The organism is Acidicapsa borealis (assembly GCF_059115245.1).
In genome coordinates, this window is the sequence record NZ_JCACNY010000001.1 from 459,406 (window position 1) to 476,239 (window position 16,834).

At 57.3% G+C, this 16,834-nt stretch carries 11 protein-coding genes; 4 read left to right on the plus strand and 7 right to left on the minus strand.

The genetic code is table 11. From position 1 onward, the window contains the following. Positions 1-318: 318 nt before the first annotated feature. Entirely contained in the window at positions 319-1,668 is a 1,350-nt protein-coding gene (locus AC5S27_RS01800; RefSeq protein WP_493932871.1) for a tetratricopeptide repeat protein, read from the plus strand. Positions 1,669-2,136: 468 nt separating this feature from the next. Here AC5S27_RS01800 and AC5S27_RS01805 read toward each other — a convergent pair whose 3' ends face one another. The 4 genes from AC5S27_RS01805 to AC5S27_RS01820 all read right to left on the minus strand — a co-directional run bounded on the left by AC5S27_RS01805 (position 2,137) and on the right by AC5S27_RS01820 (position 6,232). Continuing rightward, on the minus strand, positions 2,137-2,310 hold the full coding sequence (locus tag AC5S27_RS01805) for a hypothetical protein (RefSeq protein WP_493932872.1): 174 nt from the start codon (positions 2,308-2,310) through the stop codon (positions 2,137-2,139). Between the two features lie 265 nt (positions 2,311-2,575). Next, positions 2,576-3,781 (minus strand): ROK family transcriptional regulator, encoded by a 1,206-nt coding sequence (locus AC5S27_RS01810; protein ID WP_493932873.1) that lies wholly within the window; start codon positions 3,779-3,781, stop codon positions 2,576-2,578. 58 nt (positions 3,782-3,839) lie between these two features. Next, complete coding sequence (locus AC5S27_RS01815) at positions 3,840-5,066, minus strand: DUF5009 domain-containing protein (RefSeq protein ID WP_493932874.1); 1,227 nt, start codon at positions 5,064-5,066, stop codon at positions 3,840-3,842. Beyond that, complete coding sequence (locus tag AC5S27_RS01820; protein ID WP_493932875.1) at positions 5,063-6,232, minus strand: glycoside hydrolase family 18 protein; 1,170 nt, start codon at positions 6,230-6,232, stop codon at positions 5,063-5,065. Before AC5S27_RS01820 ends, AC5S27_RS01815 begins: the two co-directional genes overlap by 4 nt. A gap of 120 nt (positions 6,233-6,352) precedes the next feature. Between AC5S27_RS01820 and AC5S27_RS01825 the strand changes: the two genes are divergently transcribed. Beyond that, complete coding sequence (locus AC5S27_RS01825; RefSeq protein WP_493932876.1) at positions 6,353-8,143, plus strand: glycoside hydrolase family 9 protein; 1,791 nt, start codon at positions 6,353-6,355, stop codon at positions 8,141-8,143. Positions 8,144-8,295: 152 nt separating this feature from the next. Here AC5S27_RS01825 and AC5S27_RS01830 read toward each other — a convergent pair whose 3' ends face one another. Continuing rightward, positions 8,296-11,664, minus strand: a complete 3,369-nt coding sequence (locus tag AC5S27_RS01830; protein WP_493932877.1) for a TonB-dependent receptor — start codon at positions 11,662-11,664, stop codon at positions 8,296-8,298. Positions 11,665-12,051: 387 nt separating this feature from the next. On the opposite strand from AC5S27_RS01830, the gene AC5S27_RS01835 reads away from it, so the two are divergent. Next, entirely contained in the window at positions 12,052-13,167 is a 1,116-nt protein-coding gene (locus AC5S27_RS01835) for a redoxin family protein (protein WP_493932878.1), read from the plus strand. A gap of 56 nt (positions 13,168-13,223) precedes the next feature. Here the strand turns inward: AC5S27_RS01835 and AC5S27_RS01840 are convergent, their stop codons facing one another. Then, a complete protein-coding gene (locus AC5S27_RS01840; protein WP_493932879.1) occupies positions 13,224-14,222 on the minus strand; it encodes an ROK family protein in 999 nt (332 codons plus the stop codon). A gap of 8 nt (positions 14,223-14,230) precedes the next feature. Further along, positions 14,231-15,610, minus strand: coding sequence for a sugar porter family MFS transporter (locus AC5S27_RS01845; protein ID WP_493932880.1), 1,380 nt, complete (start codon positions 15,608-15,610; stop codon positions 14,231-14,233). A 112-nt stretch (positions 15,611-15,722) separates the two neighbouring features. On the opposite strand from AC5S27_RS01845, the gene AC5S27_RS01850 reads away from it, so the two are divergent. After that, positions 15,723-16,826: an SIS domain-containing protein gene (locus AC5S27_RS01850; RefSeq protein ID WP_493932881.1), complete on the plus strand. Its 1,104-nt coding sequence runs from the start codon at positions 15,723-15,725 to the stop codon at positions 16,824-16,826. Positions 16,827-16,834: the final 8 nt, after the last annotated feature.

Sequence of the window (16,834 nt, forward strand, 5' to 3'; positions counted from 1 at the left end):
GTCCAGCTCTGGGAGAAAAGCGAGGCGCTTCCCGTAAGGCGTCACCATCACAAAAAGCTAGGCAGCGTTTATGCATATCGGCGCGAGTTAGAGCGGTGGTGGGCGCTGCGTTCGGCGCGTAACGCGAGTCCGGCTCTACAAGTCGAACCCACTCCTAAAGCGCCAAAGTTAGAGCACTCAGCCCATTCCGCAGAGCCGACCCCGAGGCGCATCCTCATCTTCCCCCTTGAAGTCGCTGATTTTCAGCGAAGCCCCCGACCGTTCCAGCAAATCCTCGACCGGTTCACCGATGGCCTGCAGGAGGATCTGCTCCTCGAATTGCGTCGCATCCACTCCGACCCAATTCGCCTCTCCGCCCGCTCTCTTCCAGCGCACGGTGCAACTACCGCCACCTTTCTGCGCAACACAGCACTCCAGTATCGTGCCGATTTCTACATGACCGGAAGTTTGCGCCATGCGGGAGACCAGTTGCGCATCTGTATGCAACTGATGCGCAGCCACGATGCCTTTTGCGTCTGGACCGATCGCTTCGACACGACTCTTGACGAGGGTTTCAAAGCACATAGTGAACTCGCACGGAAGATTGTTCGCGTATTGCCCGAATACTTAGTTTCGCGCGAACTTGTTCGAGAACGCCTGGGCGAACAACGGCAACGTGGGGAGGATACGGGACCGGCCTATCACGCGTGCATGATGGGACTCTACTTCTGGAAGCAGCGCACTAAATCGGATCTGATGAAGGCGCTTGGCTATTACCAGGAAGCACTGCTTCTTGACCCGCAATGCGCGGATGCTTATGCCGGTCTCGCCGATACCTACGCTTCGCTCTCATACAACCACCTGATGCCGCCTCGTCAAGCGATGGAAGCCGCGAAGCGTGCGATTGAGGCAGGACTTGCACTCGCACCCGGCTCGCTCAACGTGCGCAATGCAGCGATCAACTTTCGAATAAACTGTGCGTGGGAGTGGGCGGTAGCGGAGCGGCTCTGTCAAAGAACGGTGGACTCGGGATGCGTCGATTCACGTACCTTCCAGCTCTATGCCAGCCTGATGATTAATCTCGGGCGGCATGACGAAGCCATCCAGCTCTCTCTACATGCGCACAGGCTCGACCCGCTTTCTGAAAGCGTTAACTCACAGGTCTCGTTTTCCTATTTCTACGCGGGCGACTATAACAGTGCACTCCATTTCATCGACCGCACGATCGAACTGCGGCCGCGCTCTACCGTGGGTCATGCTCTATTGGGTAGAACGCAAGCCGAACGCGGGAATTGGGAACAGGCGATCCAGGCCTTCGAGCGTGGTCTTGAACTTTCCACTCAATCCGTATTGTGGAAGGCGCTCGTCGCATATGGTCATGCTGGCCTGGGCAACTCCGATAGAGCAGATGAAATTCTGCGGGAGATTCAAGCAGATGCAGGGGACGAGTGCTTCCCGGCGTACGATGTGTCGGCCGTCCACGCGAAATTGAATCAGCAAAAGAAAGCACTTGAGAACATCTCCAGAGCTTATGACATGCATGACATGAAGATGGCATATATTCAACATGATCCACGATTCAATAGCCTCCGCTCACTCCCGGAACTGAAGAAAATTACGGCCTCGATCTTTCCATTCCACCGTGACGGTATCACCGCTGCCCCAGGACTAACTCTGAATAAAGTCTAGACGACGCTTTAAGCTTCACGCGTGATTGGTGTGTATCAATAGTTCACTTCGTCGTCGAGGATTTATAAAATGTTCTATAAGTCATCACAGCGGGGACTTATTCAGTAGCTTCGGATGAGGGATAGTCGCCTTGGCGCAGGGGAGCGGTTGAGAATGGCTCAAGCGGACCAAGAACGCATTGGGCGTAGCGTTTGGTCTATCTCACCCTGTCATCCGGCACTTAGTAATCGTGAGCCGTTCTTATCTGGCGACTTCAGTCAGTATGGAGTGACCGGCGCCGATGCGCCGACCGTGGGTGCGATTACCTAAACTTCTCCTGCTCGGAATGGTACTGCTGGACGGAGCGAGGCTTGCGATGGATCGAGGAAGCCGAACCTATACCCAAAGAACTAGTGGGCTATATGAAGTTTCCGAGAGATGTTAGTTCCCACAATTGACGATGTAATCGGGCAATAGATACTGGAAGCCTTAGTAGCATTCAATCGTGGCTGTCTCACCTGAGTCTACTGCATCGAAGTAGTGCAGGCGGATGGTGGCTGACTGGCCCAACGTAAGCCCATGACAGGTGGTTTCGTTTGCAAAGAAACTGCGAAACTCATCCGCGCTGTTCGTTGTTTCGATCAGTACGAACTTGGTTGTCATGTCAACTTTGTTGCTGTGACACCCGATCAACATCATTCCAATCACGAAAGCACCGCATAGGAGTGCTGCTCTTGTCCCTCGCCAATCTCACCGCTCATGATGCGGGATGCCAGCTCCAACCTCGGTAGGCAGGTACAGGCGTTTCTCTCCACAGAGAATGCACGTCACGGGGATGTAGTGGTCAGGAGTTGCATCGACGCCGGCCGGTAAGTCTCGCTGGCACCGTTTACACCTCACTACGACTTGGAGTCTCGTCCGCGCAAGGTTAGAAGAGCGGATGTGGCAGCAGGACGGCGGGGATAGCTTCGAGTCCGGTTGCCACGGCTCCCCAGAGCGCGGCCTCGGACCCGAGAGTTGCAGGCGCGATTCGTGTAACTGCGAATTCACAAAGATCGAGATGTGCTTGCACAGCGTTGAGAAGCGCGGGATGCGAGCCGATCTCGCCGCTGAAGAGGACGAGTGCTGGATTGAGGATGAGCGATAGGTTGACGAGTATGTCGCCGACGATCTGTGCGCGGCGATGAAGGATGACTTTAGCGTGGCTGTTGCAGGCCAAGGCGAGGTCGAAGACTTCAGATGCCGTGATGGTTTTGACCTGCGAATCGTTGGCTCCGCCTTCATGTTCCTGCCAGTCCTGTGTGATGCTCGCAGGGGAGAGAATATATTCAAGGTCGCCGAATTCGTGGAGCGACGGCGGCTTGCCTGCGATGCCGGGCAGGCGTAAATAGCCGATTTCGCCTGCCGACCATTGCGCGCCATGATGAATGCGTCCGTTCAGCAGGATACCGGCGCTGACGTTACTGGCGATCTGGATGAGGACAAAGTTATCTTCGCTGTGGGCAGCGCCTTTGAAGTGTTCGCCTGCGGCAGCGAGATTAGTGTCGTTTTCGACGATGACCAGGCAGTCGACAACCTGACTCAGAAGTGAGCGCAGTGGGACGGCGCGCCACCTTTCGAGCGTGCTGATGGAGACGACCGTCCCTTCATCGACGTTGGTGATGGCGGGGACGGCCACAACAAGGGCCAAGAGTTGCTTTCTAGCCTTTTTATGCCGTGTGAGCAGGCGTCGGGCCTCTTCACCGATGAGCTTGCATATGGCCTCTGGAGAGGTGCGGGCCCGTGAAAGCGAGAGCTCGGTCATGTCAAGCGCATGGCCGCCGAGATCAGAGAGCAAGAAGCGCAGAGAGGAGGACGTGATCTGCACGCCGAGGATATACCCTCGGTCTGCTTTGAACGCGAGCATGCTGGGCGGGCGGCCGCCGCTGGATTCACCTTCGCCAATGGAGCGGATGAGATTCGCATCGAGCAAGTCGGCGACGACTTTGGTGACGGTGGGCGCACTCAGGCCTGAGGCGCGGACAAGGTCAGCGCGCGAGCAGGAGCCAGCTTCGCGCAGAAGATGGAAAATGGTGCGTGCGTTGGTGTGCCGTAGGTGCGCCGGGCGACCGACTTGGTTACGTTCTCGTTTCACGTGTCTTCGAATGTCGTCTCCCAAGGTAGCAGCCGAAGGCAGATGCGACAACCCTTGGTTATAGTTGCAGCCGCAGTCTTAGACGAGTGAGCCCTCTTGCAATGAAAAGAATGACGAGAGTGAAGGCAAGGGTCTTCAGGACGGCGGGCGTACCTAGCGTCCAGTGGCTATCGATCCAAGTGAAGCCGATGGTTGCGCTGAGGTAGAACCAGAGGTCAGGAAGGAGGTAGGTGAGTAGTCCGTTGGAGCCGGCTGACTGCAGGAGAAATGCCCAGCCGCTGCGGTGTTTCACGTCACAGAGCCAGAAGAGGACGGTGAGAAGGATGGCCGCGGCGCCGGCGGAGTAGAGACACCAAGTAGGCGTGGCTCGGATCTTGGAGATACCGAGCGGTGTAAGGAGAAATCCAACGGCGAGCATGATAAGGCCGAAGGCCACAGTGAGTGCGAGCCTTGGGCGCATGGTTTCGCCATTTCGGGCGGAGGGGAAGAGCAACAGGGAGACGAGGATGCCGGCGAAGATGATGGAGGGCATCGCACCGTTGCCGAAAGGCCAGATGTACAACGGCAAGTGGATTGCAAATCGAAGAGAGGGCAGGAAGGTGGCTGCATTCAATGCCACCAGCAGCAGGAACCATACGGGCTGCATCCACTTGATATGTCGTGTGGGGATGTAGAGCAGCGCGGACGCGAAATAGCTCAGCGCAATGAGGCCGAGGATCTCGGGGTACGAGAAGTCGAGCCAGGCCGGACCCGAAGGCGTGTCGCGGCGAAAGATGGCGAGAAGAATGCCGACTCCGGCAAGTCCAGAGATGCGAAGGATATTGGCGTATTGTGGAAAGCGTGTGGACCTTGGGTAAACGTTGAGATAGAGGCAGCAACAAACCAAGGCTAGGACCGCCCATAGCGCGCTGTTCATAGGCATGTAGGTGCGGCTGGCCTGATCGGCGTTGGCCAGAATGAGGCCCAGAACGAGGAGACTGAAAGAGCGCAGCAGGATGTGACCCCAGAGCGCGAGTTGCGAAGGATTCTTGCGCAAGCGGCGGGTGACGGCAAGCGGCATGGCGACGCCGACGATGAACAGGAAGAAGGGGAAGACCATATCCACGTAGGTCATACGGTCTTCTATAGCGTGGGCGTGGTAGGTCCACCACGGTAGGCCATGAACGTCCGCGAGTGCGTTAACAAAGACCATAACGGCCATGGTCAGGCCGCGGAAGATGTCGAGCGAGACAATCCGACGCGTGGTTGTGTTTGCCGCCAGAGCGGTAATCTCAGGAGTGCTCATGGGCGACGTCCCTGCGCCTTTGGTATATGAAGTGACTGATCGACTGCCTGGAGCAGCGCGCCACTTGGGTCGCTTTCGTAGTCCCAGAACATGACGCCGGCAAGATGGTGATCGAGGACGTAGTGGCACTTGAGCTTGATGGATTGAGGGTCTTCGTACGAGATGAAGGTCTGGGTCTCAGCATTATAGAGATAAGGTACCGACGCGACATCATCCCAGTAACGCATGGATTTGCTGCCGGGTTCATTCAACATGGTGGACTGGATCTTGTCGTAGGAACTATAGGCGTTCGGAATTTGTTGGCCACTCTGGTAGAGGCCGTGATTCGTGGGCGGTACGTGCCCCCACACGTGGCCGTAGAACGGCATGCCGAGCACCAGCTTATCCGCCGGTACGCCTGCTTTCTCAAATTCCTGTACGGACTGGTCTGCAGAGACAATCTTGGGGTCGGCGGGATTCGTGAAGAGCGGGGCGTGGTGTCCGGTGATCTTGTCGTTGTCAGGCTCGTAGTAGTCGTAAGCCATCAGGTTGACGGTGTCGACGTAGCGCGAGACCTTGTCCATCTCGGTATGAGCCAGAAACTCAGTGGATGCGCCGGCTGCGATGGTGAGGTAGAGATGACGATGGGTGATATGCGTTTGAGCCTCGAAGCGTTCGCGCAACTCTTTGAGAAGTACGGTGAAATTCTGCTTGTCTTCGGGACGAAAGGTGTTGCCCGCTCCAACGAGGCCAGGATATTCCCAGTCGATATCGAGTCCGTCGAGCCGATAGCGAGTGAGGAAGTCCATCACGCTGTCGATGAAGGCGCGGCGTGAATCGGCAGTGATGCACACGTCAGAGAAGTTTTTCGACCAGAGCCAGCCACCCACAGAGACGAGCACGACCAAAGATGGGTTCTGCGCCTTGAGGTGGTTGAGATAGACGAAGTTCTCGGCGTCATGGGCGAAACCTTCGACGATGCGGCCTTTGTCAATGTTGGCGAAAGCATAGTTAACGCGCGTAACGCTCCCGGCATCGATTTCACCCGGCTGCAGTGCCTTGTTCTGAGGGAAGACGTAGGCGGCGATGATGGGCTTTGGCTCCCGGGCAGCAGCGAGGATGGGCGAGTGGATGGCTGCCGCGGCAGCGAGCAGAGAAACAGCGGAGAGGATGCTGAAAAGGCGCATAGTGGGAACTTCCTAAATAAAAGTACCAAAGTTGGATGGCCTTCACTACACTAAAAACGCTATTTACGGAGGTGTTTCATTCAAGTACGAGGATGGTGGTGGATTGCCGCTGCTGCTCTGATGTTGCCGCAGCTTTCTTCCGGCGCGGTGCGAGTTCTGGTGGACCAGGTTGGGTATGAGACACACGGCGAAAAGCGGGCCGTGATCCTGACTGACGCAGATGAGAAACCTGGCCGATTTTCGCTCATAGACGTGACGACAGGCAAGGCGGTGGCTGGCGGGCAACTTGTACGGTCGGGCGGCGTGGATGCCTGGCAGGGCATGATCTTCTGGACTGCCGAGTTTTCCGAATGGCAGCATGATGGACGGTATCGCCTTGAAGTAGGTGGGACTTCGGGTGAGGCGCACAGTTGCGAGTTTGTGATTGAGGACGACGTGCTGGAGAGGAACACCCTTTCGAACGTTGTGTTTTATTTCAAGGGCCAGCGGTCGAGCGGGCTGATCGACGAGGCGGACCGGCACCTGACGATGCCCGGCGACCAGCAGACAGTGCTGGACGTTCATGGAGGTTGGTACGACGCGACGGGTGATTATGGAATTCATCTATCGCATCAGAATCCAACTTCGTATTTCAATCCGCAACAGGTACCGTTGGCGGCATGGAGCTTGCTGAAAAGCTATAACACTCTGCTTGCGCGGAAGTCGGATAACTTCACCGAGTATGAACGGCGGATGCTGGACGAGGGCTTGTTCGGCGCAGATTATCTGACCCGGATCAAGCGACCGAATGGATCGTTTCTGGAGACAATCACTGCGCCGGGGGCAGGGAAGTTACCGAAGGACCGAGAGGTTGGAAATCCAAACTGGCGGACGCAGATCAAGACGAAAGCTACGGATTCTACCGAGAAGATTTCCGAGGTCGCGGGCAAGCATGCGTACGAGTCGAGCTTTCGCGCAGGCGGTGGAATGGCAATTGCCGCGCTGGCGCTGGCGAGCACGATGCCTGCGGATGGAGAGCTAAAGCGGGCAGAGTATCTGGGTGCCGCGGAGGATGCGTTTGCGTTTCTGCAGGAGCACAATCGCGAACTGTTGAATGATGGCGTTGAGAACATTCTGGATGACTACTGCGCGCTCATGGCGGCGACGGAGCTATACAAGGCTACGCATACGGAACTGTATCGCGAAGCGGCGCGGAAGCGGGCCGATAAGTTGATGAGCAGGATTGCGCGTGACGGCAAGTGGAAGGGCGCGTGGATTGCGGACAATGGCGCACGGCCATTTTTTCATCCCTCGGATGCGGGGCTACCTGCGATCAGTCTGCTCGAGTATGCGGGCATTGCAGAAGAGAGCGAGCGGGCGAAGGCGCGCGATGTGTTGCGGCAGTCATTGACCTTTGAGTTGAAGATTACGAGTGAGACGAACAATCCGTTCGGATATGCGCGGCAGCTGGTTTGGACGAAGTCAGCGGGTGAGCGGACAACGTTCTTCTTTCCACATGACACAGAGGCTGCTCCGTGGTGGCAAGGGGAAGACGCGCGGCTGGCTTCACTAGCGGCTGCGGCGCGGATGGCGCTGCCTCTGTTCGCAGAGGATCCGGCTTTTCAGAAGCAGCTCAAAGACTATGCGTGGAATCAGCTGCACTGGATTCTGGGACGGAACCCCTTCGATACTTCGTTGTTGATGGGGTCGGGGCATGGGGATGCGGCGTACATGTTTTTCCGGTCGTACAAATATGCGAATCCACCAGGGGCCATTGTGAATGGGATCACATCGGCGCTGGAGGATGAGCATGGGATTGCGTTCAACCAGGGTTTTGCCGTGACCGGGAAGGACGAGGACTGGCGTTGGACAGAAAGCTGGTTGCCGCATGGAGCATGGTATCTGTACGCGGTGAGCCTGCCGCACGAATAAGAGCTGCAAATAAGCGAACAGAAGGCCGGATCAGCGGGATGCTGATCCGGCCTCTTTTTGGCATGCGCGGTTGCCGCTCGTATCCAGCGCAAAAAAAGATCGGCAGCCGGTGAGGGCTGCCGATCGGTAGTAGAGATAGTGCAGCAGCCTTTCTAGAAGGCGTACTTCAGGACGAACTGCGTGGAGCGGTTGTTGTTGACGGTGCCCGTGATCTTGCCGAAGTTGGAGCCATCCGCAGTATTGGCGCTGGGTGGGTTGTAGTCTGCGATGTTGAAGGCGTTGAAGAAGTTAGCACGGAAGTCGAGATGCTGTTCATGCCAGACTTTGAAAGTCTTGGAGACAGACAGATCGATGTTCTGGAAGCTGGGTCCGCGAAGGAAGCCGGGACGCAGCGCGCCGAAAGCTGAACCTGACTGCTCCTGGAAGATACAGGTGCCGTCATCGGTGTCAGATGGGCAGTAGTCAGTCTGGACTGCTGTGCCCCAGTAGGCGTTGATCGACTTGTTCGGGCTTTTGAAAGGGCGAAGAAGGTTAGGCCGCGCCGCGCCGGTAAACGCGTGGACCTGGCTTGAGTAATAGGCGTTCGAGGAGACTGTGACGGGGAAGCCTGAGTAGTAGACGTCCGCACCGCCGAGCCGCCATCCGCCGACGGCTTCGTCGAGGACGCGGTTCATGTTTGAACCGAACATCTTGCCGCGGCCGAAGGGCAGGTCATAGACTCCGGTCACTGAGACGTTGTGACGGGTATCCGTGCCGGCCGGGCCCCACTCCGACTTCATGTCATAGGCGTTCTGCTGATAGTACTGGCCGCTGCCGATGTTGCTGACGCCGTAGAAACCGATGTCGTCGGTGAGCGACTTGGAGTAGGTGTAGTTGGCCGTGATCTCAAAGCCCGCGGTGACACGCTGGCGGAAGACAGCCTGCAGCGCGTTGTAGCTGCTGTTCGATTCAGTCTGTGTAATCTTCACGATGCCAGCCGTGCCGACTACGTTGTCATAGGGACCGGGGACACCTGGAGCGGTGGACTGATTGCCCCAGAATGGGTCGGTTAGATGGTGGCCAATGATGCCAACGTAGCCGACTTGAAAAGTCGAATTACGCGCCACCTGGAACTCATTGGTCAGGTTGAACTCCTGCGTGACCGCGGGCTTTAGATTCTTGGGCCATGCATAGAACGTGGTGACAGGAACAGCCGTCGTCGGGAAGCCGTTCGCAGCCTGGTAGAAGATGCCGGGCGAGTAGGATCCGTCCGAGTTCGTCGAAGGGCTCGTGCCCACCTCTTCAAAATCCTTGTGGAAGGGCGGGTTCTGGGTAAGGCGCAGGTTGGCGCCTGTGCCTTCGAGGTAGCTCGAAATGCCGTATCCGCCGCGTACGACATACCGCGGAATGACCTGCCAGGCGAAGCCAACACGAGGCTGGAATTGCGAGTAGTCGGCGTCGTAGAGAGCGCGGCTTGCACCGTCGACACCCGCGTATTCAATGGCACCCGTCTGCAGGTTGAGATTGGCTTCCTTGTTGTTGACCTCGTAGATGGGCTGATCAAATTCCCAGCGCAGGCCGAGGTTGATGGTCAGGTTGGAAAGAATCTTCCAGTCATCCTGGGCGTAGATGCCGTCACGCCACTGACGCTGACCAGTACGGCCAGTGACAGCGCCAACGCCAACATCATTGGAGCGGTCAAGAAGGAAGTCAGCAAAGGACGAAGGGGTTGAGTTATACGACGAATAAACACCGTTGTAGTTGAAGAAGCCGAGCTCGCCGTCGTTGCCGGGGTAAAAGCTGTTCTGCTGGTAGCGCAGGAAGGATCCACCGAACTTGAAGAGGTGTTTGCCGCGCTGCCATGTGAGGCTGTCGGCATAGCCAAAGATGTTGTCGATGAAGATCTCAGGGGTTGGGTTGGCACCGAAGCTGGTTGGCGACCCATTCCCGCCGGAGACCGCGAAGCTCTGCGAGCTGAAACCTGCAACCTGCTGCGCCACGCTGGGGATTCCAACGAGCTGATTACCCTTGAGGCCGAAGATGCCGCTCGGATCAGTGGTGACGCCACTGTTGAAGCGTATGCGGCCATAATTGGCATTGAAAATATTAATGATTGCCGGCGAGAAGGTGTGAACCCAGCTTGCGGCGAAGAGGTGGTCAGGATAGCTGCTGGCGCTGGGGAACTGCACAGGCAGCGGATCTGCGGTCGTTCCGTCTGCCGCGTAGCCCTGCGAGTAGCGGAATGCCATGACGTCGCGCGAGCGGAAGTGCCAGTCGACTTTGACATCGCCTTGATCATTGGTCGCAAAGCTCCCTGAGGGCCCAATGAAATTGTTGTAAATGCCGGCAGGGTCATCTGCATTCGGTGCTTTGTTGGGAAGCGGGTATGCGGATGGGTTGCTGAAAAGATACTGTGCTACCGGGTTGAGAATGGGGATCTGGTTGTTGGCGTAGGGAGTAGGCTTGCCTGTTATCGGATCGATCTTGGTTGTGTCGTACAGCTTCACACCAAGAGCCTCAAGGTTCGAAAGATCACCGTTGCGCATCGCCTGGGTAGGCACAGTCGCAGTAGTTTCGCCGGCGGAGTGCGTCCGAAAGCCAAGGTAGTCAATGAAGAAGAAGAGCTTATCGTGAAACAGCGGTCCGCCGAATGTGCCACCAAACTGCGTAGCAGTGTACGGATTCTTCGGAGTTACAGGGGTACTGTTGTCATTGGACCAGCTGTTGGCATCAAGCTTGTAGTCTTTCAGATAGCCGAAGACGCTTCCGTGCCACTGATTGGTACCACTCTTCATGGCCGCGATAACAGTGCCACCATTGACGTTGCCGAACTCGGCATTGGGGTTGGCGGCGATGACGCGAACCTGATCCAGAGCCTCAGGGCTCGGGTTGTAGCCAAGCGTGTTGTTGATGTTTTCGTTGATCTCCTGGCCATCAAGCAGGTAGTTATTCGACTGCTGGCGGCTGCCGTTGACCGAGACTTCATTGCCGGCGTTGGTGGAGCGCTCCGAGGAGTTGTTGCTGCCGTAAGAGTTGAACCCGGTGGAAACAGCGCCTGGCGTGTAGACAGCGAGTTGGGAGAAGTCGAGGCCATTGAGAGGAATACTGCGGATGGTGTTCTCGGTGAAGGTCTCCCCGAGCGTTGCGTTCTCGGTATCGAGAATCGGCTGGAACTGGTCTGTGACTTCAACCGACGTGTTGGCCTGGCCGAGCTTCAGGGTAACGTTCACCTGGGCGTCCTGATCGATTTCAAGCGCGAAGGGACCGTAGGAGGACTTGGAGAAGCTGCTGGCTTCCACAGTCAGCTTGTACTGACCGATCTGCAGGAAGCGGATGGAGTATTCGCCGGATCCGTTGGTTTTTGCAGTGGTATTGACGCCGGTTGCGATATTGGTGACTGTCACGGTTGCCCCCGTGACGATCGCTCCGCTGGGATCAGTAATCGTTCCTCGAACCGAACCTGTTACGGTCTGAGCTGAGCCAGTGATGGCCGCCAGACATAGCAATAGGACCGGGACAATGGATAAACACAAGTGTTTCATGTAGAGGCCCCCTTTGTTAGGTTTATAAAGAAAGGTCGTGTTGCCTACGCAGAAGAGTACTTGCACCTCAGCGTTAGGCGCTGTGCGGTAGCATGGAACCGTCTAAGTCCGAGGAGGACTGAGGGCCGGTTTCAACAGTGTTACGTGCACGTTACAAGATAATTTGAACGACTTCAAGATCAAATTGATGGATAACGATCAAAAAAGTGGATAAGCATCCGGTAAAACCACTTCCAGACCCACTTTTGGAATTTCATCGAGGCAAAGGAACACGAGGAGTTCACCAGGGTGAATTAGCTTGACGAATTCCGATTCAAGCGATCTAGTCTTTTATAAGAGTGTTCAGAAAGATGAACGAGGGCCGATATGGGCAGGAATTGGTTCGCCTTGTTTTTCACGTTAACGTTAACCTTGACGGCTGCGGCACAGAATCCACATCCGATCCTGCCAATCGGTGCGCAGGCTCCGGACTTTGTGTTGCCAGGAGTCGATGGGAAAGTGCACCGGCTGCGAGACTATGCAGCCAGCCCTGTGCTGGCCGTTGTGTTCATGTGCAACCACTGCCCCATCGCGCAGATGTATGAGCAGCGGATTCAGAAACTTGCCGATGACTTCAAGGATCGCGGCGTAGCGGTGGTCGCAATTCAGCCAAACGATCCTTTGGCGATTAGGATCGATGAGCTGGACTCGTCTGATGTGAGCGACAGCCTGGCCGAGATGAAGATTCGCGCACAATGGAAGCATCTGCGATATCCATACTTATATGACGGGGCTACGCAGAAGGTAGCGCAGGCCTACGGCCCACAGGCAACGCCGCATATCTTCATCTTCGATAAGGAACGCAAGCTGCGCTACGAGGGTCGCGTCGACAATAGCTATCGGACCGAACTTCTGAAGACTCATGAAGCGGTGGATGCGATCGAGTCGCTGCTGGCGAATAGACCAGTAGCGGTGACCCATACCGGCGTTCTTGGCTGCTCGACGAAGTGGAGTGAGAAAGCAGCGGATCGGACAGCAGCGCTCGAAGCGATCGAGGAGAAGCCAGTGACAGTCGCGGTAGCATCTGCTACGGATCTCAAAACGCTGCGGACGAATCCAACGAAGCAATTGATGCTGGTGGATTTCTGGGCGACGTGGTGCGGCTCTTGCGTGGTCGAGTTTCCGGAGATTGAGAACACACTGCGGATGTATGCGGACCGGGAGTTCTCGCTGGTCACCGTGTCAGCAAATATGCCAGATGAGAAAGCGGGTGTGCTGAGGTTTCTAGAGAAGCGGCACGCAACGAGCCGGAACCTGTTGTTTGGGTCGGAGGATACCGAGGCAATGCAGAAGGCTTTCGACCCGACCTGGGAGTCGGCGGTGCCATATACGGTGCTGTTGTCGGCGGATGGCAAGGTGCTGTACAAGTCTCTGGGGTCGGCGGATATGCTGGCGCTGCGCAGGGCGATCCTGGCGAATGTACCGTCGGAGTATGCGGGTTTTTCGAAGTATTGGAAAGAGTGAGTGGGTACAATCCGGCTGAGGCAAAAGCCACGGGAGGACTCGGTGCTTTAGGCGTATCAGAGTGCGACTGTGCCGCGCTCCGCGATAGCAAGTGCGACATGCACAGCGCCCGCTAACTGGGCGGCCGGACCGAGCGTGCTGGCCACGACGGTGATCGGTGCGTAGGGATTGCGCGCGTTGACGTGTCCCTGGACAGAGGCGAGGAAAGCTGGGTGAGTGCCGGCGCCACCGCCAAGCACGAAGAGGCGGCAGTCCAGGAGCAGCGCGGTGTTGTAAATCGCGTACGCCAGAATACGGGCGGAAGAGTTCATGACCTCAGAGGCTAGTGCGCAGCCACTGGCTGCTTCGGTGAAGATGGCAGTGGCAACCGCATCCTTCGGAAGCTGCGTAAGTTCCGGATTCCAAACGGCGCGCCATTGTTCCTCGATACCCGTGCCTCCGACGCGGCTTTCGAGAGCACCGGGCATGTCTTCTCCTGCGGGTATTTCGGAAACGCCTGGGACGAGCATATAGCCAATTTCGCCCGCGCTGAAGGTTTCACCGCGATGAAGTTGGCCGTTGATGAAGATGCCGGAGCCGATGCCGGTACCGATGGCCAGGAAGACAAAGTTGCGTGTGCCGTGGGCTGCGGCGTTGCACTCGCCGACCGCAGCAATGTTGACATCGTTGTCGATTGCGGCGGGAACGCCGAGTGCTTCTTCGAGGAGAGCCTGGAGGGGGACGTCGCGCCAGCCCAGAAGATACGACGTGGCGAGAACGATGCCGCGTTCAGTGTCAGTGATGCCGGGTACTCCTGCCGCACACGCGGCAAGGCTGGAGTGCGGAAGAGCAGCTTGAGACAGAAGAGCGTGTGCACCCTTTTTGATGAGCGAGATGACGGAGGCGGGATCCGGAGTCTCGCGGAGATCTTGAGCCCAGGTGTCAAGGATCTTTGCATTGCTGTTGGCGAGGGCGAGTCGGAGGTTGCTGCCACCGATATCGATCCCGAGGACAACGCGATCCGCCGTGTTTGCGGAATTCTGCGGAGGACGGATGGGAAAAATGGATTGGGTCATCTTGTCGTTCAATGCGCGATCGGCGCGACGGACGCGTTGGTCTCGTTGCTGATGCTTTCGAGTTCGCGGCCAGTGGTTTCAGGAATGAGGAAGTAGGTGAAGAGCAGGGTAACAATACAGAAGGCTGCGTAGATGGAGAACGTTCCGCTGTTACCTGCGAGCGCGAGTAGAGGCAGGAAGGTGTAGGCGACCAGCGCGTTGGAAGCTCCGGAGCCGAGAGTGGCAGCGGCAACTCCGCGGGCGCGCAGGCGCAGAGGGAAAACTTCGGCGACTAGAATCCAGCCAATCGGCCCCATGCTGAACGCGAAGCAGACCACGTAGGCGAGCAGGCAGATGGTGGCGGCAATGGCGAGTGTGGGACTGGCGACGCTGGCGTTGTGGAAGCACCATGCCAACACGGAAAGTGAGAGCATCATGCCGCCGACGCCGCAGTAGAGCAGGGGCTTACGACCGAGACGATCCACGAGAGTCAGCGCGACGATGGTGGCAACGACGTTGGTAATGGCAAGCAGGAAGGTGGAGAAGATAGCGCTTTTATCAGAGGCGATACCGGCGAGAGCGAAAATCTGCGGGCCATAGTAAAAGACGGTGTTGATGCCGGTTACCTGCTGGAGAATGGTGAAGCCGACAGCGACTACGAGACCTCGACGGACGGCTGGCGCGAAGAGAGCGCTCCAGCGCTTCTCTGTGGATTGCCGCAGGCTGGACTCGATTTCCGAGAGGAGTATGGAAGCCTGCTCGGGGCTGATAGCGCGCTGGAGGATCGCCTGCGCCTCTGCTCGGCGATGGTTGGCTACGAGCCAGCGGGGGCTTTCGGGAACAGTCAGCAGAAGGAGCAGGAAGAGAGCGGCGGGCAGGGCGCCGATGCCGAACATGATTCGCCACGCGTGCTGCGCCGCGAGAAGATAACCCGTAAGATTGGCGACAGCGATGCCCAGGGTCAACGCGAATTGGAAGAGACCGATGCGCATACCCCGTGACTGGGGTGGAGACAGTTCTGAGACGTAGACAGGCGCGGTGACAGAGGTAAAGCCGATGGCCAGTCCAAGGAAGAAGCGGGCAAGGATAAGCAGCGCTACGGTTGGCGCGAAGTAGGCAACGAGAGAGCCAGCGATGAAGATGACCGCCCCGCTTAGCAGGACCGTGCGACGCCCGTAGCGATCCGCCAGCGCACCGCCAACGATGGCTCCGAGCATGGACCCGACGAGGACGCTGGAGACGACGATACCTTCCATCTGCGCGGATAGAGAAAAGGCGGATCGAACGTAGAGCAGGGCAGCCGCAATGATGCCGATGTCGTAGCCGTAGAGGATGCCGCCGAGCCCGGCAATGGAGGCGACCTTCCACTGGAAGGATCGCTGTTCCGAGGTTTGGGTGACGACGGGCAATGGGAAGTCCTTGTGCAGGCATCATAAATCGCAACGATGCGAAATGGAGTGTACTTTATAAATAAAAGTTCTAAAGTTATGAACTGCGGCAATCCTCGCAGTTGGAGATGGGATGAGTTCAGAGAAGACGATCGCACCGCGCTGGATTGCAGGAATTGAGCCTGCTCCAGAAGTTATCAAGATGAATGGAACCGAAGTGCTGGAGATGGAGTGTCGCGAGCAGCCGAGACGGCTCGCGGAACTGATTGCTGCGTATGCGGACGACGATCTTGTGCGAGGCGAACTGCGAGCACTGGGTGCGACTCTGAAGCGTCCGGGGCCGGTGCTTTGGCTGGGGATGGGTGGATCGCTGTGCTCGTCCTATGCAGGTTCCGCGCTGATGCAGACGCATGGACAGATGGCGTTTTCGCTGGATGCGGGGGAGTGGCTGCATTACGGGATCTCGACATGGACTGAAGCCTCGGGGTCGGTTGTCCTAACGACTTCAGGCGAGAGTGCAGAAATTGTGGAGTTGTTCAAAGCCAGGAATCACGGTCGGATGGCGCTGATTTGCAACAACGAAGCGAGCAAGTGCTGGGCGTTAGCAGAACAGCGATTGCCGATTCTGGCGGGGCCGGAATACGGCAATGCTACCAAGACCTACACAAACGCCACGGCTGCAGCAATCATTGCGGCTTCCGAGATGATGGGCGTGGCGTGGAAGGCGGATGCTGAGCGGGCGCTTGCGGTAGTAGCTTCGGAGTTGGATAGGATATTTGCTATGCGTGGAGAGTTGGATGAGTTTTGCAAAGGCGCGTCGAATATCGAGCTCGTAGGGCGCGGAGCTGCCTATGGTGCTGCAGTGATGGGAGCGTTGACGATTCGCGAGATGAGCGGATTTCGTGCGGCGGCGCATACCGGGGCAGGGTTCAAGCATGGTCCTAACCTGGACGTGGACCACACGCATGCGGCGATCATCTTTGCTCTGGGACACACGGCTCCGCTGGGAGTGAAGCTGGCGGAAGAGTGCGTACAGCGGGGCGGGAAAGTAGTGCTGGTGTCGAGCGAGGAGCACAGGCGGACAGAGCAGGTGTTTCCTGTTAAGTTGAGTGCGGTATCGGAGCCGTGGGAGGGAGTGACCGCCATCCTGGTCGCCCAGGCACTAACCCTGGCCATGGTGGAGCGCATGGGGTGTAAGCTGCCCCCGCGTTTCCAGTATGGGGTGATGGAGCAGTAGAGAGGCGT

Coding starts and splice junctions, on each gene's coding strand:
- AC5S27_RS01805 (WP_493932872.1), bottom strand. CDS start 2,310: ATGACAACCAAGTTCGTACTGATCGAAACAACGAACAGCGCGGATGAG.
- AC5S27_RS01815 (WP_493932874.1), bottom strand. CDS start 5,066: ATGAGCACTCCTGAGATTACCGCTCTGGCGGCAAACACAACCACGCGT.
- AC5S27_RS01820 (WP_493932875.1), bottom strand. CDS start 6,232: ATGCGCCTTTTCAGCATCCTCTCCGCTGTTTCTCTGCTCGCTGCCGCG.
- AC5S27_RS01825 (WP_493932876.1), top strand. CDS start 6,353: ATGTTGCCGCAGCTTTCTTCCGGCGCGGTGCGAGTTCTGGTGGACCAG.
- AC5S27_RS01830 (WP_493932877.1), bottom strand. CDS start 11,664: ATGAAACACTTGTGTTTATCCATTGTCCCGGTCCTATTGCTATGTCTG.
- AC5S27_RS01840 (WP_493932879.1), bottom strand. CDS start 14,222: ATGACCCAATCCATTTTTCCCATCCGTCCTCCGCAGAATTCCGCAAAC.
- AC5S27_RS01850 (WP_493932881.1), top strand. CDS start 15,723: ATGAGTTCAGAGAAGACGATCGCACCGCGCTGGATTGCAGGAATTGAG.